Raw genomic sequence first — 24,959 nt, 5'->3', positions numbered from 1 at the left:
GCGACCATGGAAAAGCGTCTCGGCATCTCCGGCCGCATCGCGTCCGGCTTCCAGCGCAACGCGATCACGCCGCTGCTGGCGCTGGTGTTGCTGCTCGCCGGCATCTTCGCCACCCTGATCACCCCCAAGGAAGAAGAGCCACAGATCGACGTCACCATGGCCAACGTGCTGGTGCCTTTCCCGGGGGCGTCTGCACGCGATGTCGAGTCCCTGGTGGCGCGGCCGGCCGAGCAGGTGCTGTCGCGCATCGCCGGCGTCGAGCACGTCTATACCGTGTCGCGCCCCGGCATGGCGGTGGTCACCGTTCAATTCGAGGTTGGCGTCCCCAACCAGACTGCACTGGTGCGCCTCTACGACACCGTGGACTCGCATGCAGACTGGCTGTCGCCGCAACTCGGCGTCGGCAAGCCGCTGATCAAGCCCAAGGGCATCGACGACGTGCCGATCGTCAGCTTCACGCTGTGGACCGCCGACCCCGAGCGAGCGGCCTTCTCGCTGCAGCAGGTTTCGCGCGCGATCGAGACCGAGCTGAAGCGCATCCCCGGCACGCGCGACGTTGCCACCCTGGGCGGCCCCGGCCACGTGATCCGGGTGAACATGGACATCGAGCGCATGAACGCGCACGGCGTCACCGCGCAGGACCTGCGCGGCGCGCTGCAACTGGCCAACGCCTCGCAGCCGGCGGGCAGCCTGGTCGCAGGCAATCGTGAAGTGCTGGTGCAGACCGGCACCTACCTGGAATCTGCCGAGGATGTGCGCAAGCTTGTGGTGGGTGTCTCCGAGCGCCGTCCGGTGTTCCTGCGCGACGTCGCCGAGGTCGTCGATGGTCCCGACCAGCCTTCGCAGTACGTGTGGTTCGGCACCGGCGCTGCCGCGGAGCAGCGCGGCATCGGCCAACAGGGCCTGTTCCCGGCTGTCACGCTGGCGTTGTCGAAGAAGCCCGGAGCCAACGCCGCCGATGTCGCCCAGGCCGCGATGCAGCGCCTGGAGAACCTGCGCGGGAGCGTCATCCCGGAAGGCGTGGAGGTCACCGTCACCCGCGACTACGGCAAGACCGCCAACGACAAGGCCAACCAGTTGATCGGCAAGCTCGCCTTCGCCACCGCCGCAGTGGTGGCGCTGGTGTTCTTCGTGCTCGGCCGGCGCGAGGCCATCATCGTCGGCATCGCTGTCACGCTCACCCTGGCTGCCACCTTGTTCGCCTCCTGGGCCTGGGGCTTCACGCTCAACCGGGTGTCGCTGTTCGCGCTCATCTTTTCGATCGGCATCCTGGTCGACGACGCCATCGTGGTGGTCGAGAACATCCACCGCTGGCACACCCTCGAGCCCGACACGCCCTTGTGGAAGCTGATCCCCAAGGCCGTCGACGAGGTCGGTGGCCCCACCATCCTCGCCACCTTCACCGTCATCGCGGCGCTCTTGCCGATGGCCTTCGTCACCGGGCTGATGGGCCCCTACATGAGCCCGATCCCGATCAATGCCTCAATGGGCATGTTCATCTCGCTGGTGGTGGCCTTCGTGGTCACGCCCTGGCTGGCGCAGAAGATGTTGAAGAACGTCGACGTCCATCAGCATGGCGGCGAGGACAAGATGACCCGGCGGCTCGACGGCCTCTTCCGCCGCGTGATGACGCCCATGTTCGATGCCCGTCGTGGCGGTCGTAACCGGCTGGCCCTGTGGGTGGTCGTATTCGCGCTCATCGGCGCTTCGGGCGCGTTGCCGGTGGTGCAGCTCGTGGTCATGAAGATGTTGCCCTTCGACAACAAGAGCGAGTTCCAGGTCGTGCTCGACATGCCGGTGGGCACGCCGGTCGAGGACACCGCGCGCGTGCTCAACGAGATCGGCGCCCATCTGGCCACCGTGCCCGAGGTCACCGACTGGCAGTCCTACGCTGGCGCCGCGGCGCCGATCAACTTCAACGGCCTGGTGCGCCAGTACTACCTGCGCAGTGCCCCCGAGCAGGGCGACATCCAGGTCAACCTGGTCGACAAGACCGCGCGCGAGCGCCAGAGCCACGAGATCGCCGTGTCGGTGCGCGATGCCGTCACCGAAATCGCGCTGCGCAACGGCGGCAACGTCAAGGTGGTGGAGGTGCCGCCCGGCCCGCCGGTGCTGTCGCCGATCGTCGCCGAGATCTACGGCCCCGACTACGACGGCCAGCTGGAAGTGGCCAGGCGCGTGCGCGCGGCCTTCGAGGACACCCCGGACATTGTCGGCGTCGACGACACGGTGGACGAGGACGCGCCCAAGCTCGTGCTGCGCGTTGACCAGGCCAAGGCCGCGCGCATGGGCGTGGCGCAGGCCGACATCGTCGAGGTGGTGCGCCTGGGGCTCTCCGGCGAGAACGTCACCCCGGTGCATGGCGGCGACAACAAGTACGAGATCCCGGTGCGCATCCAGCTGCCCGCGGTGCGCCAGTCCGACCTTGCCGACCTGCTCGCGATGCAGGTACGGGCCCGCGGCGGCGACAACGCCGGCCAGTTGGTGAAGATCTCCGAGGTCGTGCAGGTCGCCGAGACCCGCCGCGAGCAGATCCTCTATCGCAAGGACCTGCTGCCGGTGGTGTATGTGACCGGTGACATGGGTGGCAAGCTGGATTCGCCGCTCTACGGCATGTTCGACATCCGCTCGCGGGTCAATGGCATGGCGCTCGACGGCGCGCCGGGGCTCGCCGGTACGCTCGGCGAGTGGTTCATCAGCCAGCCCGACGACCCCTACGCCGGCTACCAGCTGAAATGGGACGGCGAGTGGCAGATCACCTACGAGACCTTCCGCGACATGGGCGCCGCCTACGCCGTGGGACTGGTGCTGATCTACCTGCTGGTGGTGGCGCAGTTCAGGAGCTATCTGGTGCCGCTGATCATCATGGCGCCGATCCCGCTCACCATCGTCGGCGTGATGCCCGGTCACGCGCTGTTCGGCGCGCAATTCACCGCCACCTCGATGATCGGCATGATCGCGCTCGCCGGCATCATCGTGCGCAACTCGATCCTGCTGGTGGATTTCGTCAATCAGCAGGTCGCCGAGGGCATGGAGTTCGGCGAGGCTCTGATCCGCGCCGCCGCGGTGCGCGCCAAGCCGATCGGGCTCACCGCGCTGGCGGCGATGATCGGCGCGGTGTTCATCCTCGACGACCCGATCTTCAACGGCCTGGCCATCAGCCTGATCTTCGGCATCTTCGTGTCCACCGTGCTCACCCTGGTGGTGATCCCGGTCCTTTACTACGCCGCCATGCGCGGCCGCATCGCCCGTCTGCAAAATCCCGAGGAGAACCCCGCATGACCACCAATGACTACGTCCGCGCCTTCGCCGGCGCTTTCGTCCTGATTTCGCTCTCGCTTGGCGTCGAGGCTTCGCCGCTCTTCGTCAGCAAGCACTTTCTGTGGGTGACCGGCTTCGTCGGCCTCAACCTGTTCCAGAGCGCTTTCACCGGGTTGTGCCCGCTGGTGAACATCCTGCACAAGCTCGGCGTCAAGGACGGCCCGGCCCGTTGCAACTGATGCTGCAGTGGCCGGCTTCAATGACCGAGGTCGGTCGGCGATGTCGGCCACAGGGGTGGGCCATCGCCGATGCCGGCCGTTGACGTCAGTTGCGGCGCAGCAGCATCCAGGCGGCGAAGATCACGGTCGCGGTGAAACTGAGCAGCGACCAGTTTGCGATGGACAGGCCGAGGAAGGTCCACTCGATCGCCGTGCAGTCGCCCGCACCGCGGAAGATCATCGGCAGCGCCTGTGCAAGCGGAAAGCTCTCGAGCATGAACTCCAGCCCTGGCCCGCATTCGGGGATCAGGGGCGGATCGATCTGCATCCAGCTCTGGCGCGCCGCGATTCCGCCCCCCACCAGCGCAGACACTCCGATCAATCCTGCATAGACGCGCACCCCGCGCCGCCCGGGTCCGTGGACGGCTGCGATCAGGGCAACGAGCGCTGCGAGTGCGAAAGCATAACGCTGCATGACGCACATCGGGCAGGGCTCCAGGCCCACGACGTGCTGCAGATAGAGGCCAAAACCGAGAAGGCCGCTGGCGACAAGGAACAGCGCCAGATAGAGCACCCGTGCGGGCAGCTCGAAGAATTGTCGAAGCAGGGTCATCTTGATTCAGGTTCCGTAACAGGCGCCCATTGTAAGCGGGGTGTCGCATCCGTGTGGCCAAGGGATGGCCTCGGTCGGCATGTCCATGGTCGTGACGCCGCCAGCGTGCGGCGGCAGCGTAGGCAGGCATGTGATTCCGCAGCAACCGGATCGTTCGTGGGCTGTGGCCGCCACGTGGCGCCCGCGTTAGACGACCCGCTGGGCAAACGGAGCTCAGTCGCCGAGGGCCGCCTGCAGCATGTCCAGAAATGCGCGGGTCTTGGCGGGCATCAGCCTGCGTCCGGGGAACACGGCCCATGCAGTGATCGAGGGCAGGCGCCAGTCCGGCATCACGCGCTGCAGTTCGCCGCGGCGCAAGTACGGGGTCGCGAAATAATCAGGCACTGCCGCGATGCCGGCGCCTGCGCGCGCGAAGCGGATCAGCAACTCGGGCGCATTGGCGGTGATCGAGCCGGGGGGCGTGCCCTCCCATCGCTCGCTCCCCCGCAGCAAGGTCCAGCCGATGGGTTCCCCAGTGCGCCCGAGCAGGCGCAGTGCGCGGTGATGCTGCAGGTCCTCCGGTGCGTTCGGCTCGCCATGCTCGGCGACATAGGTGGGCGAGGCATACAGCCCCCACGGGAACACGGCCAGTCTGCGGGCGGCCAGCAGCGCGTCGTCGGGCAAGGTCCCCAGGCGTATGGCGACATCGAAGCCTTCGCCGAGCAGGTCCACCCGGCGCGGTGACAGGTCGAGCTCAAGCGTGACTGCAGGGTGCAGGGCTGAGAATGCGGCCAGCATGTCCGTCAGCAGGAGATTGGCGAAATCGTTGGGCATCGATACCCGCAAGCGACCGCTGGGTCGTGCCTGCCGGCTCTCGGCCAGGTTGCCCACGGCCTCCACCTCGGCATCGACCTGCCGCGCGTGTTCGAGCAGGGCAGTGCCAAACTCGGTGATGCTGAGCCGGCGGGTCGTGCGCAGCAACAGACGTTCGCCCAGCCGCTCTTCCAGTTGCGACAGTCTGCGCGAAACGGTCGATTTCGGTAGCCCGAGTCGTTCGGCGGCCGCCGTGAAGCTGCCTTCGTCGACGACACGGGCAAAGATCAGCAGATCATTCGGGTCTATTTGTTCCATTATCCGAACAATGAAGTCTATTTTGATGGGTTAATTCAATTTCAAGTTCGTAATACAGTGTGCAACATCCAGTTCAAAATGACGAGGACCCCAACATGAAGATCCTGCAAATCAACGGCAGCGCCCGCACCGCCGGCGCCAATTCCACCCGCCTCGCCGACGAGATCGTTTCGCGTCTGACTGCGAAGAACCCCGCTGCCGAGCTCGTTGTACGCGATCTCGCGCGCAAGCCTGCTCCGGTGGTCGACGAGGCTGCGCTGGGTGCGCTCTTTACGCCGGCCGAGCAGCGCACGCCGGAACAGGCTGCGCGTGTGGCTGAAAGCGATGCCCTTATCGCCGAGGTTCAGGGCGCGGACGTGATCGTAATCGGGGTGCCGATGTACAACTTCGCCATCTCGACCCAACTCAAGAGCTGGATCGATGCCATCGCCCGCGTCGGCGTCACCTTCCGCTATACCGAGAACGGCCCGGAGGGCCTGCTCAAGGGCAAGAAGGTCATCGCCGCGTGCGCGCGCGGTGGCCGCTATCGTGGCACGCCCACGGACACGCAGACCCCGTACCTGCAGACGGTGCTTGGCTTCGTCGGTCTGAGTGAGCTTCGCTTTGTCTATGCCGAGGGCCTGAACATGGGCGACGAGGCAGCACGGCAAGGTTTCGCGGAGGCCGAGGCGGACATCGACGCCGCGCTCGCCTGAGCGTCTTGACCGGCTTGCCGCGGCTGCAGGATACGAGGGCGGGCCCACCCGCCCCGCACCCCCGACCCCAAGGAGAACGCAGATGAGTACCCCGACCCTTTCCTCCGCGCGCATTCCCTGCGCAAGCGTGGCGCGTTCGCGCAGCGTGGAGCGCCTGGTAACGGGCCGCCCGACCTCGGACGGCGCCGGCGTCAAGCTGACCCGGGTGCTCAGCCAGTCCCTGCAGCGCCGGCTCGACCCCTTCCTCATGCTCGATGCGTTTGGGAGCGACAACGCCGACGACTACATCGCCGGTTTTCCCGACCATCCGCACCGTGGTTTCGAGACCGTCACCTACATGATTGCTGGCCGCATGAAGCATCGTGACAGTGCAGGGCACGAAGGCCTGCTCGAGAACGGTGGCGTGCAATGGATGACGGCCGGGCGCGGGGTGATCCATTCGGAGATCCCACAGCAGCAGGAGGGTGTGATGGAGGGTTTCCAGCTCTGGCTCAACCTGCCTGCCCGGGACAAGATGAGCGTGCCATGGTATCGCGACTTCGCTGCGGGCGAGCTGCCTCGCTTCACCACCGAGGCGGGCGTCGAGGCGACCGTAATCGCTGGAGAGAGCCATGGCGTCACGGGTGCGGTGACCCGCGCCGTGACGGCGCCGCTCTACCTCGACCTGAACCTGCCGGCCGGTAGCCGCTTCATGCAGCCTATTCCCGCAGCGCACAATGCATTTCTATATGTCTACCGCGGGGCATTGAAGGTCGGCGAAGAATCGGTGCGGGCAGGCAACATGGCCATCCTCGCCAATGAAGACGCCAGCGACGGGGTGTGCCTTGAGGCCGCAGGCGACGCGCGTGCGCTCCTCATCTCCGGGCGCCCGCTCGGCGAGCCCATTGCCCAGTACGGCCCCTTCGTGATGAACACCGAGCAGGAGATCTACCAGGCGATCGCCGACTACCGAGCAGGCCGTCTCGCAGCCTGAGCCTGCGCGCTGCGTGGGGCTACAGGGAAGCCAGTTCGTGGAGCTCGCGGTGCAGCAGGGCGTCGTCGCCGAGGTTGAGCTCGATCAGCCTGCGCAGGCGGGTGATGCTGTCGAGGTCGATCATCGTGCAGGTGAGCCCGGCATCCCGTCCGCGGCAATGTGCGACCGTGGCTTCCATGCGCAGCCTGGATTCGCCATCGTCAAGGCGCAACTCGAGTGCGCACGCAAGCCCGGACGCCAGCGGTGGGCTGCCCGCAGGGAGCCGGATATGCGCTCCCTTGAGCGACAGGTCGACGACCTCGCAGGGCAGCTCGCCGCCCTCGAACGTCAGGGTCGCGCCGTGGCTGAAGTGAATGCGTGAGAAGTGCCGCTTTTCCGGGGAGTGCATCGCAGTGACCTTTTGATCGAGTTCAGGGCGGCCCCGCAGGCCTCTTCAGGATTCTGGGCGCTTGCCCGGAGGTGCGCAACAGGCTCTGGGGCAAAGGCGTGAATCCTTCACGGTAGGGCTGCCGGGTGTGGGCGATACAATGACCGCTTGTCCATCTCGAGGAAGCGGGTCGCATGCACGATCACTCGGCCAGAAGCGATCGCAGGCTGGATCGCCGGATACCGCTCGGTTGCCGCGCGACCATCCATCCCCCCAACGGCGTTGCCGTGTCCGGCGTGTGTGTCGAGCTGAGCGTCGGCGGGATGACGCTGCACACCGCCTACGTGCCGCGGGCGCAGGAAACCCTGCGCGTCACCGTGGATTCGCCAACCGGTGCGACACCACTCGTCGCGGAACTCGAGGTCAAGCGCTGTCATGCGCTCGGCAACGGGCTGTACGAGTTGGGCGGAGCGATTGTGCAAGTGCTGTCGTAGCGCCGGTGGCGCGGGGTCAGCGTGCGAGCGTCTTCAAGGCTTCGACCTGCGACCGGATCGGTCCGGGTACGGGCACCTCGCCAGCCAGCATCGCCCGCACCAGGGCCGCATTCTCGGGCACGGACGGAGCATCCGGCAGGCCGGTGAGCGGCGGGGCTCCGCCATCTTCGCCGGCGACGCCGATCGAAGCCTCACCCTCCACATAGACCTTCATTTCCGGGCAGCGCCGCGGATTCGCGTAGATCTCGCCCTCGGTCCCGCGCATCAGCATCGCGCGCCCACCGTCAATGCGCAGGAAAGCGTCCATGCGTTCCAGATATTCGGGGTGCGTAACCGCCACAACGCGCACGCTGCGCCCGCGGCAGGGGTCGATGAGCTTGGCCATGGTATGGCCGCTGGCGCGCACGCCCATACGCGTGCGCAGGGCGAGCAGCGGGTCGAGCCCCGGGAGCAGCTTGTCCACACCGATGCACGCGATGCGCCGCTGCGCGAGCTGTGCCGAGGCTCGCGCCGCGTCGGCTGCGGGCTGCAGCTCGAGCGCTTCGAGCAGCTCGAACGGACTCACCCGCGTCTCGAAATCGTGGCGTCCCTGGATCAGTACTGGCACGCCCTCGCGCGCCAGCAGCATCGCCACCAGCGGCATCAGGTTCGCCTGCCGGCGCGCGCCGTTGTAGGTTGGCAGCACCACGCAGCGCGGCCCGGCGGGTACTTCCACCTGTGCTGTGCGCGCGTCCATGGCCTGCTTGAAGCCCAGCAGCTCGGGCAGCGTCTCGCTCTTGATGCGGAAGGCGAGCAGGATCGCACCCAACTCCAGTTCGGGCACCTTGCCGTCCAGGATGTCGCCGAAAAGCGCCGCAGCGGCGGCCGTGTCGAGATCGCGAGCGCCCTTGGCGCCTCGACCGATTTCCTTGATGATTGCGCCGTAGTTCATGGCGCAGATTATGGCGGGCTTCCTGCGTGGCGACCAGTCGGGCGGTGCATGGCCGTCGCTGCGCGGTGCTCGCGGGCCCGTCGGGAATGGCCAGGCTTGGCTCAACGCTGGAGGATCATCACCCAATGGATGTCGGATTCATCGGACTCGGTCTCATGGGCCGGCCCATGGCCCTCAACCTTATCCAGGCCGGTCATCGCGTGCAGGTCTGGAGCCGGCGGCGGGCGTCCATGCAGCCGCTGCTCGACGCCGGCGCAGGCGACTGCGCCAGCGCTGCCGAAGTGGCGCGCCGTGCCCCGATCACGATCAGCATGGTGGCCGACGCGCCGGACGTCGAGCAGGTCACGCTCGGCCCCGACGGTGTGGCGGAGGGGGCGGGCAAGGGGCACATCCATATCGACATGAGCACCATCGCCCCTGCAGCCGCACAGTCCATCGCCGCGCGCCTGGCTGTGCGCGGGGTGATCGCACTCGATGCACCCGTGTCGGGCGGCGAACCCGGGGCGATTGCGGGCACGCTCACCATCATGGTCGGCGGCGACGAGGCCGCCTGCGCGCAGGTGCGGCCGCTGTTCGAGGCCATGGGCGGGTCGATCACCCGCATCGGTGAAGCCGGCGCCGGTCAGGTCGCCAAGGCCTGCAACCAGATCCTCACCGGCGTCGGTGTGGCTGCGGTGGCTGAAGGCCTCGTGTTCGCGCACAAGAGCGGTGTCGATGGCGCCGCCGTGCGCGAGGCGCTGCTCGGCGGCCTGGCCTGGTCGCGTGTCCTCGAGAACCACGGTCGGCGCATGCTTGCGCGTAACTTCACCCCCGGCTTCAAGGCCTGGATGCACCAGAAGGACATGCGCATCGTCCTGGACGAAGCCCACCGCCTGGGGCTGGCGTTGCCGGCCGCCGCGGCCACCGCGCAGCTCTTCAATGCCATGGCCGGCAGCGGCCTGGGCGAGGATGATTCGGTCGCCATGCTCAAGCTCCTCGAGCGCATGAGCGGATGTGTCGGCGAATGACCGGGGTAGGAGGAAAGCCTATGAAGATCGGATTCATCGGCCTGGGCGTGATGGGCGAACCGATGGTGCGCCACCTGCACGCAGCTGGCCACGCGGTGGCGATCTGGGCACGTCGCCCGGAGTCTGCCGCGGCGCTCGTCGCCGAGGGCATGCAGTTGAGGGCCACGCCGGCCGAGCTCGCAGCACGCAGCGAGGTGGTCATTACCGTGGTCACCGCCAGCGCCGACGTCGAAGCGCTCGCCTTCGGTTCGGGCGGGCTGGCCGAGGGCTTCGCGCCAGGCAGCATCCATGTGGACATGAGCACCATTGCCCCGGCTACGGCACGTTCGCTCGCCGCACGCTACGCCGAGCGCGGCGTCGGCTGGGTCGATGCGCCGGTATCCGGCGGCGGGCAGGGTGCGCGCGATGCGACGCTGGCGATCATGGCCGGTACGGACGAGGAGACGCTTGACCGCGTGCGTCCGCTGCTCGAAGTGCTCGGCCAGCGCATCGTCCATATCGGCCCGCCCGGCGCCGGCCAGGTCGCGAAGGCCTGCAACCAGATGATCCTCGTGTCCATCCTCCAGGCCTGTGCCGAGGCCATGCACCTTGCCGCAGCGCACGGCGTGGATCTGGCCGCCGTGCGCCAGGCGCTGCTGGGCGGTTCGGCGGCTTCACGCGTGCTGGAGACCATGGGTGCGAAGATGGTCGCGTGCGACTTCTCCGCTGGCGTGGCCGCGCGCCTGCACCACAAGGATTTCGCCATCCTGATGGACGAAGCCGCCCGCCTTGGCGTGCCCTTGCCGGTGGCTGGCCAGGCCTGGCAGCAGCTCAACGCGCTGATGCATGCAGGGTGGGGGAACGACGACACTTCGAGCCTGCTGCGGGTGCTGGAGCGTTAGGCCGCTCGCGGGAAAGCCTGCCCCGCGGTGGGTGCGTGCCCGATTTCTGCAGGTTTCCCCGCGCTGCTTTGCCGATGTCTTAGCTGCGCGGCTTGCCGTACCACTTGAAACGTTCGAGCACTTCGGCCATCTCCGTCTCGGACAGCAGCACCGGCGGGCCGAGCTGCAGGCTGCGCCAGTACTGTTCGCACAGGGTCTCGAACTCGATCGCCAGCGCCAGCGCGTGGACGAGGTCGCGGCCGTAGACGACCATGCCGTGGTTGGCGAGCAGGCAGGCGTTGCGGTCCTGCAGTGCGGCGGCGGTGGCGTCCGACAGCGCCTGGGTGCCGAAGGTGGCATAGTCGGCGCAGCGCACGGTGCTGCCGCCGAAGCGCGCGATCATGTAGTGGAAGGGCGGGATCTCGCGGCGCTGGCAGGCGAGCGCGGTTGCGAAGGGCGCGTGCGCGTGCAGCACCGCACCGGCTGCGGGGTGGGCGGCGTAGATATCGTGGTGCAGCTTCCATTCCGACGACGGGGCGAGCGGGCCAGCGTAGCTGCCGTCGGCCTCGACCACCACCATGTCCTGCGGCTGGCTGCGCTCGGCAGGCCTGCCGCTGGGGGTGATCAGCATGCGCGGCGCGCCTGCCGGGCTGCATGCCGCAGACCCCAGTCGCACGCTGGCGTTGCCCGAGGTGCCGACGTTCAGGCGCGCCTCGCCCATCGCGCGCAGGGTTGCCAGCAGCTCCGCGCGCAGCGGGTCGTCGGGTTGCCAGCCGCCTTCTTCGTGGATGCAGATGCCCGGGGTGTCGCTCATGCCTTTTGCTCCGGATAAAGCCGCACCAGCTCACTTGCGGGTGCGATGCCGCGTTCGGTGATGATGCCGCGGATCAGCGCCGCCGGCGTGACGTCGAAGGCCGGGTTCGCAGCAAGTGTCTGGGCTGGCGCCAGGCGCACGTCGGTGATGCGACCTTCGGCATCGGTACCGCGCATGAGGCAGACCTCGTCGGCGCCGCGGTCCTCGATCGGGATGGCGGCGCCGTGCGGGCATGCGAAGTCCAGGGTGGAGTGCGGCGCGGCGATGTAAAAGGGCACGCCGGCCGCCTGCGCGGCGAGCGCCTTGAGGTAGGTGCCGACCTTGTTCGCGGCGTCGCCGTTGGCGGCGATGCGGTCGGCGCCGGTGATGACCAGGTCGACCGCGCCCCGCATCAGCAGCAGGCCCGCCGCGTTGTCGGCGATCAGGGTGTGGGGGACACCGGCGGCGCGCAGCTCCCACTCGGTGAGCAGGCCCTGGTTGCGCGGGCGGGTTTCGCTGACGAAGACCTCCACCGGGATGCCCGCGGCCTGCGCAGCGTAGATCGGCGCAAGTGCGGTGCCGGCGCCGCAGGTGGCGAGCCAGCCTGCGTTGCAGTGGGTCATCAGCCGCACCGGTCCGGCGCGGCGGGCGGCGATGTCGCGCATCAGCGCCAGGCCGTGTTGGCCAATTGCATCACAGGTCTTGGCGTCGTCGGCGCGGATGGCCTCGGCTTCGTCCCAAGCGGCTTGCAGGCGTGCGGCTGCGGGCAGGGTGGAGAGCCTGGCGTTCATGCGGTCCAGCGCCCAGTGCAGGTTCACCGCGGTGGGGCGGGTCGCGCCGAGTACCGCGAGAGCGTGAGTCAGCGCCTCATCGTTGCTGCCGCCCTCCATCAGCGCGAGCGACACGCCGTAGGCGGCGGTGGCGCCGATCAGCGGTGCGCCGCGTACCTGCATGCTGCGGATGGCGTGGGCGGCGTCGTTCAGCGTGCGCAGCACCACGGTTTCGGTGCGGAAGGGCAGCACGGTCTGGTCGAGGATGCGGACGGTGTCGCCGTCGCGCTGCAGGGTGGGGAGGGGTTGCGTGAACATCGGTTCGTCTCTAAAAGGTGGCGGTCGTTCAGGCGCTCCATTCGCGGGCTCCTGCGGCAGCAGGCGCACCCGCGAACTTCAAGCGTTCAAACCTTGCACAGCCGCTCGCAGGCTGCGGCGAGCGTGCGCTCGTTCTTGGCGAAGCAGAAGCGGATCACGCGCTCGTCGCGGCCGTCCGCGAAGAAGGCGGATACCGGAATCGCTGCCACGCCCACATTGCGCGTCAGATGCTCGCAGAAGGTCGCGTCCCCCATGTCCGAGATTGTCTCGTAGCGGGCGAGCTGGAAGTAGGTGCCCCGCGAGGGGAGCAGTTCGAAGCGTGAGCCGGCGAGCGCTGCGCGGAAGAAATCACGCTTGGCCTGGTAGAAGCCGGCGAGGCCGAGGTGGCGTGAGGCGTCGGCCATGTAGTCGGTGAGCGCGAGTTGCACCGGCGTGTTCACCGTGAACACGTTGAACTGATGCACCTTGCGGAATTCCGCCATCAGTTCGCGCGGCGCAAGCAGGTAGCCCACCTTCCAGCCGGTGATGTGATAGGTCTTCCCGAAGCTCGATACCACGAAGCTGCGCGCCGCGAGTTCTTCATGCGCGGCACAGCTCGCGTGTGTGGTGCCGTCGAAAACGATGTGCTCATACACCTCGTCCGCGACCACCACGATGCCGGTGTTGCGGGTGAGCGCGGCGAGCTGGTCGAGGTCGTCCCGCGACCACACCGTGGCAGTGGGGTTGTGCGGGGTGTTGATCATGATCATGCGTGTGCGCGGCGTGATCGCTGCCGCCACCGCAGCCCAGTCGGGTCGGTAATCGGGCGCGGCCAGGCGCAAGCGCACCACCCGCCCCCCGGCCAGCTCGATCGCCGGTACGTAGGCGTCGTACACCGGTTCGAACACGATCACCTCGTCTCCCGGGCGCACGCAGGCGGTCACCGCGGTGAACAGCGCCTGCGTGGCGCCAGCGGTCACGGTGATCTCATGCTCGACGTCGTAGCGCGCGCCGTACAGCGCCTCGACCTTGGCGGCGATCGCCTCGCGCAGCGGCAGGCAGCCCGCCATGGGTGCGTACTGGTTGTGTCCTGCGCGCATCCAGTGAGCAACGCGCTCGAACAGCAGGTCTTCGGCGTTGAAGTCGGGGAAACCCTGCGAGAGGTTGATCGCACCGCATTCCTGGGCGAGGCGCGACATCACCGTAAAGATGGTCGTGCCCACGTTCGGCAGGCGGGATTCGATGGGGGCGGGGAAGCTCGGCATGGCGGCAGTGGTCGAGGTGGGAGGGCGCATTGTCGCAAACCCGGCGGATGACGGGGAGCCGGGGCGCTGCATGCTAGAATCCGCCAGTTTCCGACTGCCGCTGGCGCCACCGTTCCCGCCTCTCCTATCGTGCGCAATCTGCTCATCATCGCTCTGGTCTTCATCGGCATCTGGTGGGCGCGTGGTGCGCTGCGCCGCTTCAAGGACCAGCAGACGATCCGGCGCAAGACAGGCGGCAAGCCCGTCGCAGCCGAGCGCATGCGCGAGTGCGCGCATTGCGGGCTGATCGTGCCCGAATCCGAGGGCGTGCGGGGCGAGGACGATTTCTTCTGCAGCGAGGCACACCGCCGTGCCGGCCGCCGCACAGAATGAAGCCCGTCGTGCGGTGATGCCGGAGGCGGATCGCGGGCGGCGTCTGTCGCTGCGTTATCTGAACCTCTTTCGCCTGATCCTGGCCGGCCTTTTCCTGGTCGCTGGACGCGAACTCGGGCTTGGCGCCGAGAGCCCGCGCATCTACTACCTCACCGCCTCCGGTTACCTCCTGGCCGTGCTTGCGCTGGGCTTTCCGGATGCGCAGCGCAGGCTCGGCTTCGATCGCACGGTGGCGCTGCAGGTGGTGATCGACATGCTGGCCCTGGCGCTGATCATGTGGGTCAGTGGCGGCTACCGCAGCGGCATGCCGGCGCTGATGATGGTCATGCTCGCGGGTGCGGGCCTGATCGTGCAGGGGCGCATGGTGCTGTTCGCTGCGGCGATCGCCACCATCGCCGTGCTGATCGAGAACACCTGGCGCTATGTCGGCGGCCTGCAGCCGGTCGATTCGCTGCAGGTCGGGATCTTCTGCGCGGGCTTCTTCGCCATCGCGCTCGTCGCCCGCCTGCTTGCGCTGCGCGCCAGTACCAATGCCACGCTGGCTGCCGAGCGCGGGCTGGCGCTCGCCAAGCAGCAGGCGGTCAGTGAACACATCATCCGCGACATGCAGGATGGCGTGATCGTGGTCGATGCCCGCGGGCGAATCCTGCATGCCAATCCGCAGGCGGCGAACATGCTGGGTATGGCGCACATGCGCTGCGAGGGCCTGGAGGGTCTGGCGCTCCCCGATCTGGATGCCGCCTTCGCGCCCATGCTGCAGGCACCGGTCAGCGAGGAGGGGCGACTGATCCGGGTCGGGCCGGCGGGCCGCCTGCTGCGCTGTCGCGCGGTGCCGGGTGATGCCGGAAGCGCCGCGCAAGGCGATACGCTGCTCTACCTTACCGACTTCGAGGACATACAGCGCCGGCTGCAGCAGATCAAGCTGGCAGCACTCGGCCGGCTCACTGCGAGCATGGCGCACGAGATCCGCAACCCGCTCTCGGCCGTCACTCAGGCGGCCGAACTGCTGCGCGACGAGAAGCGCGCCGAAATGCAGGCCCGCCTTGCGCGCATCATCAACGACAACGCGCAGCGCATCGAACGCATGATCCGCGACGTGCTGGCGCTCGGCCGGCGCGAGCAGGCCATGCCCGAGGCGCTGCCTCTGGCCGATTTCGTGCGTGAGGTGATCGAGGCGCGGGTGTTCCGCGATGCGAACGAGGAGGGGCTGTACGCGGTGGATATCGACCCGGCGCTGACGCTCGCCATCGACCGCGCGCACCTGCACCAGATCCTCGACAATCTGCTCGCCAATGCTGCACGCTACTGTTCGCGGACGCCGGGCGCTGTGCAACTGCATGCGGAGGCGGAGCCGGGCGATCGTGTGGCGCTGCACGTGCGGGACGATGGCCCCGGCTTCGACGAAGATACCCGCACGCACCTGTTCGAACCTTTCTTCACCACCCACCCCAAGGGGACCGGCCTGGGGCTCTACATCGCCCGCGAGCTCGCAGAGGCCAACGACGCGGAGCTCGAGCTGTCGACCGCCGGTCCGGGGGCCGACTTCACGCTCCGGGCGCACCAGACACCATGACAATCGCCGACCGCCGCTCCCGTCCGCAATCCGTCGATGTGCTCGTCGTGGACGACGAGGACGACATTCGCGAACTGCTCGAGCTCTCGCTCATGCGCATGGGCCTGGCCTGCGACACTGCCGGCTCGGTCAGCGAGGCGCGCGAGTGCCTCGCTGACCGCCGCTATCGGCTGTGCCTCACCGACATGCGCCTGCCCGATGGCGACGGTCTCGAGCTCGTCGAGCACATCCAGAGCGCACAGCCCGGCCTGCCCGTTGCCGTCATCACCGCATTCGGTAGCATCGAGACCGCCATCCGTGCGCTCAAGCTCGGTGCCTTCGATTTCGTCACCAAGCCGGTCGAGCTCAAGGCCTTGCGCGAACTCGTCCACAACGCCCTGCGTCAGGCCGACGAGCCCGCCACGCCGCCGGCGGGAGGACGGGCGCTGATCGGCCACTCGCCGGCCTTCCTGCAACTGCGCGCCCAGGCCGAGAAGCTCGCGCGCAACCAGGCGCCGGTGTTCATCCACGGCGAATCGGGTACCGGCAAGGAGGTCATCGCGCGCTACATCCACAGCCTCGGCGCGCGGGCCACCCGGCCCTTCGTCCCGGTGAACTGCGGTGCCATCTCGCCCGAACTGATGGAAAGCGAATTCTTCGGCCACCGCAAGGGCAGCTTCACCGGCGCCGCCGCGGACAAGGAGGGGCTCTTTCAGGCCGCCAATGGCGGCACGCTGTTCCTGGACGAGATCGGTGAATTGCCGCTGGCCATGCAGGTCAAGCTGCTGCGGGCCATCCAGGAGCGCGCAGTGCGACCCGTCGGTGCCCACGCCGAGGAGGCGGTGGATGTGCGCATCCTCTCCGCCTCGCACCAGGACCTGGGGCGGCTGGTCGCCGAGGGACGCTTCCGTCAGGACCTCTTCTTCCGCATCAACGTGATCACCCTGCGCGTACCGTCCCTGCGCGAGCGTCGTGAAGACATCGCCGAGCTCGCCATGCACATCCTCGAACGCCTCGCGGCGCGCGAGGGCGGCACGCCGCGGCGGCTCGCCTCCGACGCCCTGCAGGCGCTGCAAGGCTACGCCTTCCCCGGCAACGTACGCGAGCTGGAGAACCTCCTCGAACGCGCCTGCGCGCTGTGCGACCGCGACGAGATCGGCGCCGCCGACATCGAGCTCCATCCCGACCAGACGAGCTCGGCCTGGCTCACCGACTCCGGGTTCGGGATGCCTGCGTACCATGACGAACCGCCGGAGTTCGATGATCCGCAGGCGGCCTCCGTCGATGAGGCTGAACGCCTGCGCATCATTCGTGCCCTCGAGCAGACGCGCTGGAACCGCTCCGCGGCCGCGCGCAACCTCGGCATGACCCTGCGCCAGCTGCGCTACCGCCTGCAGAAGTGGGGGATGGAGTAGCGCGCGGACCTGTTTTTACGATGTTGATTGCATTTTTGTCTGGCCTGGCGAAAGGGGTTTGAATAGAATTTCGTCATGAACCCGGTCATCCTTCACCACGGCGCCCGCAACGGCGTTACCGGCTCGTGCCACCAGCTCTTCATCGAGGGCGAAAACAGCCTGCTCATCGACTGCGGCCTGTTTCAGGGCACCGAAACCGCGCCCGACGGCAAGGCGGGTGCCGACCGGCTCGAGATTGACTTTCCGGTGCAGGGGATCGGGGCGCTCGTGCTCACGCATGTGCACATCGACCACTGTGGCCGCCTTCCCTGGCTGCTTGCGGCGGGCTTCAAGGGACCGATCTTCTGCAGCGAGCCCTCCGCGCGGCTGTTGCCCACGGTACTGGCAGACGCCTTTCAGGTTGGCGTGAGTCGAGACGCCCGGCTTGTCGAGCGCTATCTCGGCCTGGTCGAGCCGCGCCTCCGGCCGCTGCCCTACGGCAAGTGGCAGACGCTGTACCGCAGTGCGGGGGCCACCTGTCGCATCCGGCTCAAGCGTGCGGGGCACATCCTTGGTTCGGCCTATGTCGAGTGCGAGCTATCGGGCGCTGCCTGGCCGGACAAGCGCCGTATCGTCTTCTCCGGCGATCTGGGGGCGCCGCATGCGCCGCTGCTGACGGCGCCGCGCCCGCCCTGGCAGGCCGACGTACTCGTGCTCGAGTCCACCTACGGCGACCGCAGCCACGAGGATCGCCGCAACCGGCGCAAGCGCCTGCAGACCGTGGTGGAGCATGCGCTGGAGGATGGCGGCACGGTCATCATCCCGGCCTTCAGCATCGGCCGCACGCAGGAACTGCTGTACGAGTTCGAGGACATCCTGCACCGCGAGCGCCAGCGCCCCGGCCGGCACGCAGAAAAGTGGGGCGCGCTGCGGATCTTTCTCGATTCGCCGCTCGCGCAGCGCTTCACCGCGCTGTACCGCGAGTTGCAGCCCTTCTGGGACGCCGAGGCGCGTGCCCGCGTGCGATCGGGCCGTCAGCCGCTGGGCTTCGATCAACTCGTCGCCATCGACACGCATGACGCCCACCTTGCCAACGTTCAGCGCCTGGCGCGCAATCGCGCGCCGGCCATCGTCATCGCGGCAAGCGGCATGTGCGCCGGGGGCAGGGTGGTCAACTACCTCAGGGCTATGTTGGGCGATCCGCGCCACGATGTGCTTTTTGTCGGCTATCAGGCGCGCGGCACGCCCGGTCACGCGATCCAGACCTACGGCCCGCGCGGGGGCTACGTGGAGTTCGACGGCGAGCGCATCGACATCCGCGCCCGCATCCACACCTTGTCAGGCTATTCCGCCCACGCCGACCGCGACGATCTGACCCGTTTCGTCACCCGCATGCGCCACCTGCCGGACGAGGTGCGGCTGGTGCATGGCGAGGACGACGTGCGTGCCGCGCTGGCGCGGCATCTCGTCGCGGCCACTGGCGGCAAGGTCAGGGTGGTGTTGTGAGCAGCGCTTCGGGGGCTTGCCGCGTCACCCCCTTTCTGCCGCGCGGCGCTTGCGGCTGCGGACGTTGCGTCACTGCTGCAGGCGGCGCAGGTACTCGCGGGTGAACATGCGTTCGGGCAGATCGCGCACGTTCATGTTCTCGTAGGTCAGCACCGACACCTCGCCCGGCTTGAGTGCGTCTTCCATCACCAGCCGGGTGGGGCGAACCTGGCCGGCCATCTCGCGGAAGTCCTCGTAGCGCGCGGTCTTTAGCAAGCGGCCCGAGAGCGCGTAGAACTCCGCTTTCAGCGGCCGGCTGTCGGCTGCGGCGATCCAGTACTTCACGCGCGCATAGGTCACCGAGCGGTCCACCGCCGCCAGATCCAGCACCAGCGCATCCGTGCCCTCCAGCGCCTCGCGCCCGGAGAGGCTCGGTCGGTAGTCGCCGGCGAAGTTCGCGCGCGCCAGGTCGCCATTGGCCACCTGCCCGGTCAGGCGCTGCGCGAGTGACAGGCGCACCGGCTGCGAGACGCTGGGCATGAACACCCACAGGTCGCGCCCGCGCATCAGCAGTGCCTGGCCGCGCTCGCTGGCGGGCTCGAGCGTCAGCACGATGGTGTTCTCGTTGCCACGCGACAGCACGCGGAAGGTGCGCGCGTCCTTCTCGACGCCGTCGCTGAGGTTGCGTACCACGATCTCGGTCTGGAAGCTCTCGCGCGGAAAACGGATCGCGTCCGCGCGTTGCACGAGCCCGGCGGCCTCGTCATCGTTCGCCGGTGCGGCCGGTGCGGCGTCGTCGGCAGCCATCAGCGCGCCGGGCACACACAGGCCGGCTGCCAGGGTGGCGAGGAATCTGCGGCGGAATCGTAAGCTTTGCGTCATGAGTGCTATCCTCTTGGCGTTTGCATTCATTCTCGGTCCTTGCGATGGCAATCGTCCAGATCGAACACGTCAGCAAGCGTTTCCTCCTTGGCGAGCAGCTCGTGCTGGCGCTGGACGACGTCTCGCTGTCGATCGAAGAGGGGGTGTTTCTCGCCATCGCGGGCCCCTCCGGCAGCGGCAAGTCCACTCTGCTCAACATCATAGGCTGTATCGATACCGCCGATGAGGGGCGCGTCGTCATCGACGGTCACGACGTGTCCGACCGCACGCCCGACCAGCTCGCGGACCTGCGCGCCAGGACCATCGGCTTCATCTTCCAGACCTTCAACCTGCTCCCGGTGCTCTCGGCCGAGGAGAACGTCGAATACCCGCTGTTGCAGTTTCCCGAGCTCTCGAAGAAGGAGCGTGCCGAGCGCGTGCGCCGCTATCTCGACGTGGTCGGTCTGGAAAAATACGCCCACCATCGCCCCAACCAGCTCTCCGGTGGCCAGCGCCAGCGCGTTGCGATCGCCCGCGCCCTGGCCACGCACTCGAAGATCGTGCTCGCCGACGAGCCAACGGCCAACCTCGACAGCAAGACCGGAACCGAGATCCTCAAGCTGATGCGCGACATCAATCGCAGCGCCGGCACCACCTTCGTTTTTTCCACCCACGACCGCAAGGTCATGAGCATGGCCGACCGCCTGGTACGCATCGGCGACGGCAGGATCACCGCGCTCGGCATGAAGAACGCCCAGCACTGGACCTTCGTCCCGAACGGCAGCCAGCGTGTACAGGAACCACCTCAAGCCCAGGAAGAATGAGCAATGCCCGGATTCACACAGCACGCGCGGCGTACGCTTGCCGCCCTGACCCTCGCAGCCCTAGCCTCAGGTATGCCCGCAATGGCCGCCGAGGAGGCCGGAGCGGAGCCGGCGCTGGATGCAGAGCTCGACGCCGAGCTTGACGCCTTGCTCGACGTCGGCTCGCCATCCGAGCCGGGAGGCTCCGGCCTTCGCTGGAGCGGCTATGCAGACCTGAGTGCGGCCTATACGCTGCCCGCGCCCGATCACTGGTCGCATCTGCGCGCGCGTGCCGAGGTGACCGGCAGTGGCGAGCTTGCCCCGCGCGTGCGCTGGAAGCTCACTGCGCGCGCCGAGGCCGATGGCGCTTTCGACCTGGAGGACGGGCGCTACCCGGCCGCGGTACGCCGTGACCAGCGCCGCGATTTCCTGCTGCGCGAGGCGTACGTGGACGTCGGCCACGGCGACTGGGAGTTCCGCTTCGGGCGCCAGCAGATCATCTGGGGGGAGATGGTCGGCTTCTTCTTTGCCGACGTAGTGTCGGCGCGCGACCTGCGCGACTTCCTGCTGCCCGAGTTCGAGAGCATGCGCATCGCGCAATGGGCGGTGCGTGCAGAGTACTTCGGCGGCGACACGCACTTCGAGATGCTCTGGGTGCCCAAGCCGTCCTATGACGAGATCGGCAAGCCCGGCGGTGACTTCTACGCCTTCCCCTGGATTCCGGCGGGTACGGCCGTCGATGAGCGCAAGCCTGACAACGACGACCTTGGTGACGGCAACTGGGGTCTGCGGGTCTCGCACCTGGTCGACGGCTGGGATCTGTCCGCCTTCTATTACCGCAGCCACGATATCTCGCCCACCGTCGAAGCGCTCCAGCCCGGGCTGGCGTCGATGCGCCACGACCGGCTGCATCAGGTGGGCGGCACCTTCAGCAAGGATCTGGGGCGCTTTGTGCTCAAGGGCGAGGCGGTCCATACGCGCGGCCGCAGCCTCAATACCTTCACGCCCGCAGGTGTGCCCGGTGGGGTTGCCGTCGGGCTAGCCCCTACCGACATGGTCGACTATGCCCTCGGTGTGGATGTGCCAGTGGGCGACTGGCGCTTCAACGCTCAGTACTACGGGCGTTGGCTCGACGACCACCACCCCGCGATGGCGAGCGACCGTAGCGAAACAGGGCTGACCTTCCAGGCCGTGCGCAGCTTTGGCAGCGACGTGGAAGTCGAGATGCTCGCGGTCACCAGCCTCAACCGCAGCGACTACATGCTGCGCCCCAAGCTCACCTGGAAGTTTGCGCCGGCCTGGCGCATGGTGACGGGCCTGGATGTGTTCGGCGGTGACGATGCGGGGCTGTTTGGCAGCTACGACCGCAGCGACCGCGCCTACGTCGAACTGCGTCACTGGTTCTGAGCGTCGAGCCGGCCAGCGTCCCGGCGCCAACGCGGGGAGGGGCAGGCGGGTATTCAGCCGGCGGACTGCAGATCCTGGAGCAGTTGCTGCACGTCGTTGCTCGTCGGCAGCAGCCGCGCTGCGCGACGGCTGCGGCGATCCTCCGTCTGTTCGCCGCGGGCCACGGCGTCCTCGAACTCGTTCTGCGACAGATGCAGCAGCACGGCCGCCGCGCCCACGCGCGGGCAGATCAGGCGCGGTCCTGCGAGGCGGTAGCCGAAAATGCGCTGGTAGAAGCGTGCATGACGTGGGTGCACCTCGATGAACACGTCGCTCATGCGCTCGGTCAGCCTGGCAAGCGCATACAGCGCCTGCAGCAGGCCGGCGAGTGCGTCCTGCGAGCCGAGCTCGGGATCGATCGCGAGTTGTGTAATTTCGCACACTCGCCCGCCTTTCGCCCGGATCGCATCGATCTCCTTGCGGTATAAGGTATCGGCAAGCAATCCGCTGCCGTGGTCCAGGCGCACGGTCAGGGTCGCAACCGCGCGTTGATCCTTCAATGCCACGATGGTCAGGTCGCGCCGGTCGAGTTCGACCGTGGTGCCGTAGGGGAAGAGTCCGCGCGCCGAGTACATGCGCTCGATCAGTCTTGCCGTCTCGCGCTTCAGCGGGTCATTCCCGTTCGCGATGCGGATGATGTAGCCCTTGCGCTCGAAGCTGAAGGCATGCAGGGGCAGTGCCGTCCAGGTGAAGTCCTTCGCGATGGGCCTGTGCGGTCCATTGCGCTTGTCGGGTGACGCGCCTGCGGCGTGCAGCAGATCGGCCGCCATGGGGGCACACTGGGCGTGTGCCGTGCCGAGGTTGGTGTGCATCGATTGTGCCCGGTGTGGTTTGCGGTGCGGCAGCTTCGGGTGTGTCCACGATCGGGCTGCGCGCTTGCCATCCATTGTCTTGCAACAAACATTCCTCAAGCTAGCGCAGCGCCTGCACCTAGTGTAAGCGATTGTGTGCGATTGTTCCTGGAACTGCATGCGCCTGCGCCGGTACGCTGAATCGTTGAAACGCGTTTTCCCGCGTCCTGGCGTGCGCAGGGCGCTGTCATCGGGTACGCTCAGCGTCGAATAATTGAATCGATCGTCGTATCATTCCCAATTCATGGAACTCTGAAGGGGTGTTGTCATGGTCATCAGCGCTCGAGGCATGTGGTCGAGGATTGTTCGTGTCGTGATGCTCGTCGGGGCGGCGGGTGCGCTCGCCGGGTGCGCCTCGTCCTTCCCGCCGGCGCCGTCCGCAGCAGCGGACGAGGAATACAACTACGTCGTAGGTTCGGGCGATACGCTCAACATCGTCGTATGGCGCAACCCAGAGCTGTCGATGTCGGTGCCGGTGCGCCCCGACGGCAAGATCACCACCCCACTGGTCGAAGACCTCGTCGCGCAGGGCAAGGACACCACCACGCTGGCGCGCGACATCGAAAAGGAACTCTCCAAGTTCATCCGCGAGCCGGTGGTCACCGTCATCGCCACCGGATTCTCCGGCCCCTACAGCGAGCAGATCCGCGTCGTCGGCGAGGCCGCGCAGCCGCGCATCCTCCCCTACACGCAGAAGATGACGCTGCTCGACGTCATGATCGCGGTCGGCGGGCTCACCCAGTTCGCGGACGGCAACAGCGCGAGCATCCTGCGCACCGGTGAGGGTAACAAGCAGTACAGCGTGCGCATCAAGGATCTGATCAAGCGCGGCGATGTCTCGGCCAACGTCGAGATGCGTCCGGGCGACGTCCTGATCATCCCGCAGAGCTGGTTCTGATCCAGTCACGCTTCCGACTCAACCCCCGTGCAGGACCCACGCTGCGACCGCGGCGGGGTTCGGCGCGAACCACGTGAAGTCGATTCATGGAAGAACTCGTATCGCAGATCACCGGCTACCTGCGCGGCATGTGGCGTTACCGCTGGTGGGGCCTGGCGCTGGCGTGGATCGTCGGCATCGTTGCCGGGGTCGTCATCTACAAGATGCCGGACAAGTACGAGTCGAGTGCTCGGGTGTTCGTAGACACGCAGTCGGTGCTTCGCCCGCTGATGGCCGGGCTGGCGGTGCAGCCCAATGTCGACCAGCAGATCGCCATGCTCAGCCGTACCCTGATCAGCCGCCCCAACGTCGAGAAGCTCATCACCATGGCCGACCTCGACCTCGGCATCCACTCGACCGAAGAGCGTGAGGCGCTGATCACCCGCCTGTCCAAGGATCTCCGCATCGGCTCGGCCGACCGCACCAACCTCTTCACCCTGTCCTATGCCGACACGCGCCCCGACCAGGCGCAGCGTGTGGTGCAGTCGCTGCTGTCGCTGTTCGTCGAGTCCGGCCTGGGCAGCAAGCGCCAGGACGCGGACGCTGCCCGTCGCTTCATCGAGGAGCAGATCCGCAGCTACGAGCAGAAGCTCACCGAGGCGGAGAACCGCGTCAAGGAGTTCCGTCTGCGCAACATGGGGGTGCTGGGCGATGGCGCGGCAGATTACGTCTCGCAGATTGGTGCCCTCAATGCGCAACTTCAGGCGGCTCAGCTCGAACTGCGCGAAGCCGAGAATGCCCGCGACTCCCTGCAGCGCCAGCTCGTCGGTGAGGAGCCGGTGCTGCTGCCGCAGACACCCTCGGCGTCCGCGGTGTCCATCCCCGAGATCGACGGCCGCATCGACACCCTCAAGCGCAATCTGGACGAGCTTCTGCTGCGCTACACCGACCAGCACCCCGACGTGCTCGGCACCCGCCGCCTCATCGAAGATCTCGACGCGCAGAAGCTCAAGCAGGTCGAGGCCATGCAGGCAGGTGGTGGCAGCCAGTTCGGTGCGCTCGACTCGAACCCGGTCTATCAGCAGATGAAGCTCGCGTTCGCCCAGGCCGAGTCGCGCGTTGCCGCGCTGCGGGCGCGCGTCTCGGAGTTCCAGAGCCGGCTCTCTCAACTCGGCGAGCGGGCGCGGATGGTGCCCGAGGTGGAGGCCGAACTTGCCCAGCTCAACCGCGACTACGCGGTCCACAAGAGCAACTACGATGCCCTCGTGGAGCGCCGTGAATCCGCCAACATCGCCGTCGAGATGAACACCCAGACCGGGGTGGCCGACTTCCGCGTCATCGACCCGCCCACGCTGCCCACCGCGCCCTCCGCGCCCAACCGCATCCTGCTCATCCCGCTTGCCGGTCTGGCAGGCCTGGCCGCGGGTTTCGCGCTTACTTTCCTGATCAGCCAGCTTCGTCCCGCATTCAGCGACCCGCGCATGCTGCGCGAGGTCACCGGCCTGCCGGTGCTGGGCATGGTGTCCATGCTGCCCACCCCCGAGCGCATTTCGGCGCGGCGGCGCGGCCTGTTTGCGTTCGGTTTGGGGCTGGTTGCGTACACGGGGGCGTTCGCCGCCGCAGTCGTCGCCTTGCGGCTGATTCAGGGTTGAACGGGACAACAC

General features: G+C 67.5%; 24 protein-coding genes. 15 read left to right on the top strand and 9 right to left on the bottom strand.

What is annotated here, in order from left to right:
- Positions 1-6: 6 nt before the first annotated feature.
- Entirely contained in the window at positions 7-3,282 is a 3,276-nt protein-coding gene (locus ACNKW1_RS05655) for an efflux RND transporter permease subunit (RefSeq protein WP_418363618.1), read from the top strand.
- Positions 3,279-3,500, top strand: coding sequence for a DUF2892 domain-containing protein (locus ACNKW1_RS05650; protein WP_418363617.1), 222 nt, complete (start codon positions 3,279-3,281; stop codon positions 3,498-3,500). The genes ACNKW1_RS05655 and ACNKW1_RS05650 overlap by 4 nt, the downstream gene beginning before the upstream one ends.
- A gap of 85 nt (positions 3,501-3,585) precedes the next feature.
- On the opposite strand, the gene ACNKW1_RS05645 is transcribed toward ACNKW1_RS05650, so the two are convergent.
- Both ACNKW1_RS05645 and ACNKW1_RS05640 read right to left on the bottom strand, forming a co-directional pair.
- A complete protein-coding gene (locus ACNKW1_RS05645) occupies positions 3,586-4,092 on the bottom strand; it encodes a disulfide bond formation protein B (RefSeq protein WP_418363616.1) in 507 nt (168 codons plus the stop codon).
- A 213-nt stretch (positions 4,093-4,305) separates the two neighbouring features.
- A complete protein-coding gene (locus tag ACNKW1_RS05640) occupies positions 4,306-5,202 on the bottom strand; it encodes a LysR substrate-binding domain-containing protein (protein WP_418363615.1) in 897 nt (298 codons plus the stop codon).
- A gap of 95 nt (positions 5,203-5,297) precedes the next feature.
- Between ACNKW1_RS05640 and ACNKW1_RS05635 the strand changes: the two genes are divergently transcribed.
- Together ACNKW1_RS05635 and ACNKW1_RS05630 are read left to right on the top strand one after the other, a co-directional pair.
- On the top strand, positions 5,298-5,897 hold the full coding sequence (locus tag ACNKW1_RS05635) for an FMN-dependent NADH-azoreductase (protein ID WP_418363614.1): 600 nt from the start codon (positions 5,298-5,300) through the stop codon (positions 5,895-5,897).
- Between the two features lie 82 nt (positions 5,898-5,979).
- Positions 5,980-6,870, top strand: coding sequence for a pirin family protein (locus ACNKW1_RS05630; protein ID WP_418363613.1), 891 nt, complete (start codon positions 5,980-5,982; stop codon positions 6,868-6,870).
- 19 nt (positions 6,871-6,889) lie between these two features.
- Here ACNKW1_RS05630 and ACNKW1_RS05625 read toward each other — a convergent pair whose 3' ends face one another.
- Positions 6,890-7,258: a PilZ domain-containing protein gene (locus ACNKW1_RS05625; RefSeq protein WP_418363612.1), complete on the bottom strand. Its 369-nt coding sequence runs from the start codon at positions 7,256-7,258 to the stop codon at positions 6,890-6,892.
- 173 nt (positions 7,259-7,431) lie between these two features.
- Here ACNKW1_RS05625 and ACNKW1_RS05620 point away from each other — a divergent pair, with 173 nt between their 5' ends.
- The gene (locus ACNKW1_RS05620; RefSeq protein WP_418363611.1) at positions 7,432-7,731 is read left to right on the top strand and encodes a PilZ domain-containing protein; all 300 of its coding nucleotides are present in this window, start codon (positions 7,432-7,434) and stop codon (positions 7,729-7,731) included.
- Positions 7,732-7,747: 16 nt separating this feature from the next.
- Here ACNKW1_RS05620 and ybiB read toward each other — a convergent pair whose 3' ends face one another.
- The gene (gene ybiB / locus ACNKW1_RS05615; RefSeq protein WP_418363610.1) at positions 7,748-8,662 is read right to left on the bottom strand and encodes a DNA-binding protein YbiB; all 915 of its coding nucleotides are present in this window, start codon (positions 8,660-8,662) and stop codon (positions 7,748-7,750) included.
- A 125-nt stretch (positions 8,663-8,787) separates the two neighbouring features.
- Here ybiB and ACNKW1_RS05610 point away from each other — a divergent pair, with 125 nt between their 5' ends.
- Both ACNKW1_RS05610 and ACNKW1_RS05605 read left to right on the top strand, forming a co-directional pair.
- Entirely contained in the window at positions 8,788-9,669 is an 882-nt protein-coding gene (locus ACNKW1_RS05610) for an NAD(P)-dependent oxidoreductase (RefSeq protein WP_418363609.1), read from the top strand.
- A 20-nt stretch (positions 9,670-9,689) separates the two neighbouring features.
- The gene (locus ACNKW1_RS05605) at positions 9,690-10,550 is read left to right on the top strand and encodes an NAD(P)-dependent oxidoreductase (RefSeq protein ID WP_418363608.1); all 861 of its coding nucleotides are present in this window, start codon (positions 9,690-9,692) and stop codon (positions 10,548-10,550) included.
- Between the two features lie 79 nt (positions 10,551-10,629).
- Here ACNKW1_RS05605 and ACNKW1_RS05600 read toward each other — a convergent pair whose 3' ends face one another.
- The 3 genes from ACNKW1_RS05600 to ACNKW1_RS05590 all read right to left on the bottom strand — a co-directional run bounded on the left by ACNKW1_RS05600 (position 10,630) and on the right by ACNKW1_RS05590 (position 13,654).
- On the bottom strand, positions 10,630-11,343 hold the full coding sequence (locus ACNKW1_RS05600) for a class II aldolase/adducin family protein (protein WP_418363607.1): 714 nt from the start codon (positions 11,341-11,343) through the stop codon (positions 10,630-10,632).
- Entirely contained in the window at positions 11,340-12,410 is a 1,071-nt protein-coding gene (gene mtnA / locus ACNKW1_RS05595; RefSeq protein ID WP_418363606.1) for an S-methyl-5-thioribose-1-phosphate isomerase, read from the bottom strand. The genes ACNKW1_RS05600 and mtnA overlap by 4 nt, the downstream gene beginning before the upstream one ends.
- Before the next feature lie 86 nt (positions 12,411-12,496).
- A complete protein-coding gene (locus ACNKW1_RS05590; RefSeq protein WP_418363782.1) occupies positions 12,497-13,654 on the bottom strand; it encodes a pyridoxal phosphate-dependent aminotransferase in 1,158 nt (385 codons plus the stop codon).
- A 129-nt stretch (positions 13,655-13,783) separates the two neighbouring features.
- Here ACNKW1_RS05590 and ACNKW1_RS05585 point away from each other — a divergent pair, with 129 nt between their 5' ends.
- From ACNKW1_RS05585 to ACNKW1_RS05570, 4 genes are all read left to right on the top strand, one after another.
- Positions 13,784-14,026, top strand: coding sequence for a PP0621 family protein (locus tag ACNKW1_RS05585; protein WP_418363605.1), 243 nt, complete (start codon positions 13,784-13,786; stop codon positions 14,024-14,026).
- 16 nt (positions 14,027-14,042) lie between these two features.
- Complete coding sequence (locus ACNKW1_RS05580) at positions 14,043-15,599, top strand: sensor histidine kinase (RefSeq protein ID WP_418363781.1); 1,557 nt, start codon at positions 14,043-14,045, stop codon at positions 15,597-15,599.
- Positions 15,596-16,993, top strand: a complete 1,398-nt coding sequence (locus tag ACNKW1_RS05575) for a sigma-54-dependent transcriptional regulator (protein WP_418363604.1) — start codon at positions 15,596-15,598, stop codon at positions 16,991-16,993. The genes ACNKW1_RS05580 and ACNKW1_RS05575 overlap by 4 nt, the downstream gene beginning before the upstream one ends.
- A 75-nt stretch (positions 16,994-17,068) precedes the next feature.
- Positions 17,069-18,478, top strand: a complete 1,410-nt coding sequence (locus ACNKW1_RS05570) for an MBL fold metallo-hydrolase RNA specificity domain-containing protein (protein ID WP_418363603.1) — start codon at positions 17,069-17,071, stop codon at positions 18,476-18,478.
- A 69-nt stretch (positions 18,479-18,547) separates the two neighbouring features.
- Here the strand turns inward: ACNKW1_RS05570 and ACNKW1_RS05565 are convergent, their stop codons facing one another.
- The gene (locus ACNKW1_RS05565) at positions 18,548-19,339 is read right to left on the bottom strand and encodes an outer membrane lipoprotein-sorting protein (protein WP_418363602.1); all 792 of its coding nucleotides are present in this window, start codon (positions 19,337-19,339) and stop codon (positions 18,548-18,550) included.
- Between the two features lie 44 nt (positions 19,340-19,383).
- Between ACNKW1_RS05565 and ACNKW1_RS05560 the strand changes: the two genes are divergently transcribed.
- Positions 19,384-20,142: an ABC transporter ATP-binding protein gene (locus ACNKW1_RS05560; protein WP_418363601.1), complete on the top strand. Its 759-nt coding sequence runs from the start codon at positions 19,384-19,386 to the stop codon at positions 20,140-20,142.
- 3 nt (positions 20,143-20,145) lie between these two features.
- Positions 20,146-21,528, top strand: coding sequence for a DUF1302 family protein (locus ACNKW1_RS05555; RefSeq protein ID WP_418363600.1), 1,383 nt, complete (start codon positions 20,146-20,148; stop codon positions 21,526-21,528).
- Positions 21,529-21,581: 53 nt separating this feature from the next.
- On the opposite strand, the gene ACNKW1_RS05550 is transcribed toward ACNKW1_RS05555, so the two are convergent.
- On the bottom strand, positions 21,582-22,379 hold the full coding sequence (locus tag ACNKW1_RS05550) for an N-acyl amino acid synthase FeeM domain-containing protein (RefSeq protein ID WP_418363599.1): 798 nt from the start codon (positions 22,377-22,379) through the stop codon (positions 21,582-21,584).
- Between the two features lie 355 nt (positions 22,380-22,734).
- On the opposite strand from ACNKW1_RS05550, the gene ACNKW1_RS05545 reads away from it, so the two are divergent.
- Together ACNKW1_RS05545 and ACNKW1_RS05540 are read left to right on the top strand one after the other, a co-directional pair.
- Entirely contained in the window at positions 22,735-23,316 is a 582-nt protein-coding gene (locus tag ACNKW1_RS05545; protein ID WP_418363780.1) for an XrtA/PEP-CTERM system exopolysaccharide export protein, read from the top strand.
- Between the two features lie 86 nt (positions 23,317-23,402).
- Complete coding sequence (locus ACNKW1_RS05540) at positions 23,403-24,947, top strand: XrtA system polysaccharide chain length determinant (protein ID WP_418363598.1); 1,545 nt, start codon at positions 23,403-23,405, stop codon at positions 24,945-24,947.
- The last annotated feature ends 12 nt before the right edge of the window (positions 24,948-24,959 follow it).

Origin of the sequence: Thauera sp. WH-2, assembly GCF_048321015.1 — a bacterium.
Classification (GTDB): Bacteria; Pseudomonadota; Gammaproteobacteria; order Burkholderiales; family Rhodocyclaceae; genus Thauera.
This window is presented reverse-complemented; position numbering and strand designations above follow the sequence as displayed.

Bases quoted from the DNA above. Each gene is read 5' to 3' on its own strand.
- ACNKW1_RS05570 (WP_418363603.1), top strand. From the start codon at position 17,069: ATGAACCCGGTCATCCTTCACCACGGCGCCCGCAACGGCGTTACCGGC.
- ACNKW1_RS05550 (WP_418363599.1), bottom strand. From the start codon at position 22,379: ATGCACACCAACCTCGGCACGGCACACGCCCAGTGTGCCCCCATGGCG.
- ACNKW1_RS05580 (WP_418363781.1), top strand. From the start codon at position 14,043: ATGCCGGAGGCGGATCGCGGGCGGCGTCTGTCGCTGCGTTATCTGAAC.
- ACNKW1_RS05590 (WP_418363782.1), bottom strand. From the start codon at position 13,654: ATGCCGAGCTTCCCCGCCCCCATCGAATCCCGCCTGCCGAACGTGGGC.
- ACNKW1_RS05640 (WP_418363615.1), bottom strand. From the start codon at position 5,202: ATGGAACAAATAGACCCGAATGATCTGCTGATCTTTGCCCGTGTCGTC.
- ACNKW1_RS05540 (WP_418363598.1), top strand. From the start codon at position 23,403: ATGGAAGAACTCGTATCGCAGATCACCGGCTACCTGCGCGGCATGTGG.
- ACNKW1_RS05635 (WP_418363614.1), top strand. From the start codon at position 5,298: ATGAAGATCCTGCAAATCAACGGCAGCGCCCGCACCGCCGGCGCCAAT.
- ACNKW1_RS05575 (WP_418363604.1), top strand. From the start codon at position 15,596: ATGACAATCGCCGACCGCCGCTCCCGTCCGCAATCCGTCGATGTGCTC.
- ACNKW1_RS05600 (WP_418363607.1), bottom strand. From the start codon at position 11,343: ATGAGCGACACCCCGGGCATCTGCATCCACGAAGAAGGCGGCTGGCAA.
- ACNKW1_RS05620 (WP_418363611.1), top strand. From the start codon at position 7,432: ATGCACGATCACTCGGCCAGAAGCGATCGCAGGCTGGATCGCCGGATA.
- ACNKW1_RS05555 (WP_418363600.1), top strand. From the start codon at position 20,146: ATGCCCGGATTCACACAGCACGCGCGGCGTACGCTTGCCGCCCTGACC.
- ACNKW1_RS05545 (WP_418363780.1), top strand. From the start codon at position 22,735: ATGCTCGTCGGGGCGGCGGGTGCGCTCGCCGGGTGCGCCTCGTCCTTC.
- ACNKW1_RS05630 (WP_418363613.1), top strand. From the start codon at position 5,980: ATGAGTACCCCGACCCTTTCCTCCGCGCGCATTCCCTGCGCAAGCGTG.
- ACNKW1_RS05650 (WP_418363617.1), top strand. From the start codon at position 3,279: ATGACCACCAATGACTACGTCCGCGCCTTCGCCGGCGCTTTCGTCCTG.
- ACNKW1_RS05565 (WP_418363602.1), bottom strand. From the start codon at position 19,339: ATGACGCAAAGCTTACGATTCCGCCGCAGATTCCTCGCCACCCTGGCA.
- ACNKW1_RS05610 (WP_418363609.1), top strand. From the start codon at position 8,788: ATGGATGTCGGATTCATCGGACTCGGTCTCATGGGCCGGCCCATGGCC.
- mtnA (WP_418363606.1), bottom strand. From the start codon at position 12,410: ATGTTCACGCAACCCCTCCCCACCCTGCAGCGCGACGGCGACACCGTC.
- ybiB (WP_418363610.1), bottom strand. From the start codon at position 8,662: ATGAACTACGGCGCAATCATCAAGGAAATCGGTCGAGGCGCCAAGGGC.
- ACNKW1_RS05655 (WP_418363618.1), top strand. From the start codon at position 7: ATGGAAAAGCGTCTCGGCATCTCCGGCCGCATCGCGTCCGGCTTCCAG.
- ACNKW1_RS05645 (WP_418363616.1), bottom strand. From the start codon at position 4,092: ATGACCCTGCTTCGACAATTCTTCGAGCTGCCCGCACGGGTGCTCTAT.
- ACNKW1_RS05625 (WP_418363612.1), bottom strand. From the start codon at position 7,258: ATGCACTCCCCGGAAAAGCGGCACTTCTCACGCATTCACTTCAGCCAC.
- ACNKW1_RS05560 (WP_418363601.1), top strand. From the start codon at position 19,384: ATGGCAATCGTCCAGATCGAACACGTCAGCAAGCGTTTCCTCCTTGGC.
- ACNKW1_RS05605 (WP_418363608.1), top strand. From the start codon at position 9,690: ATGAAGATCGGATTCATCGGCCTGGGCGTGATGGGCGAACCGATGGTG.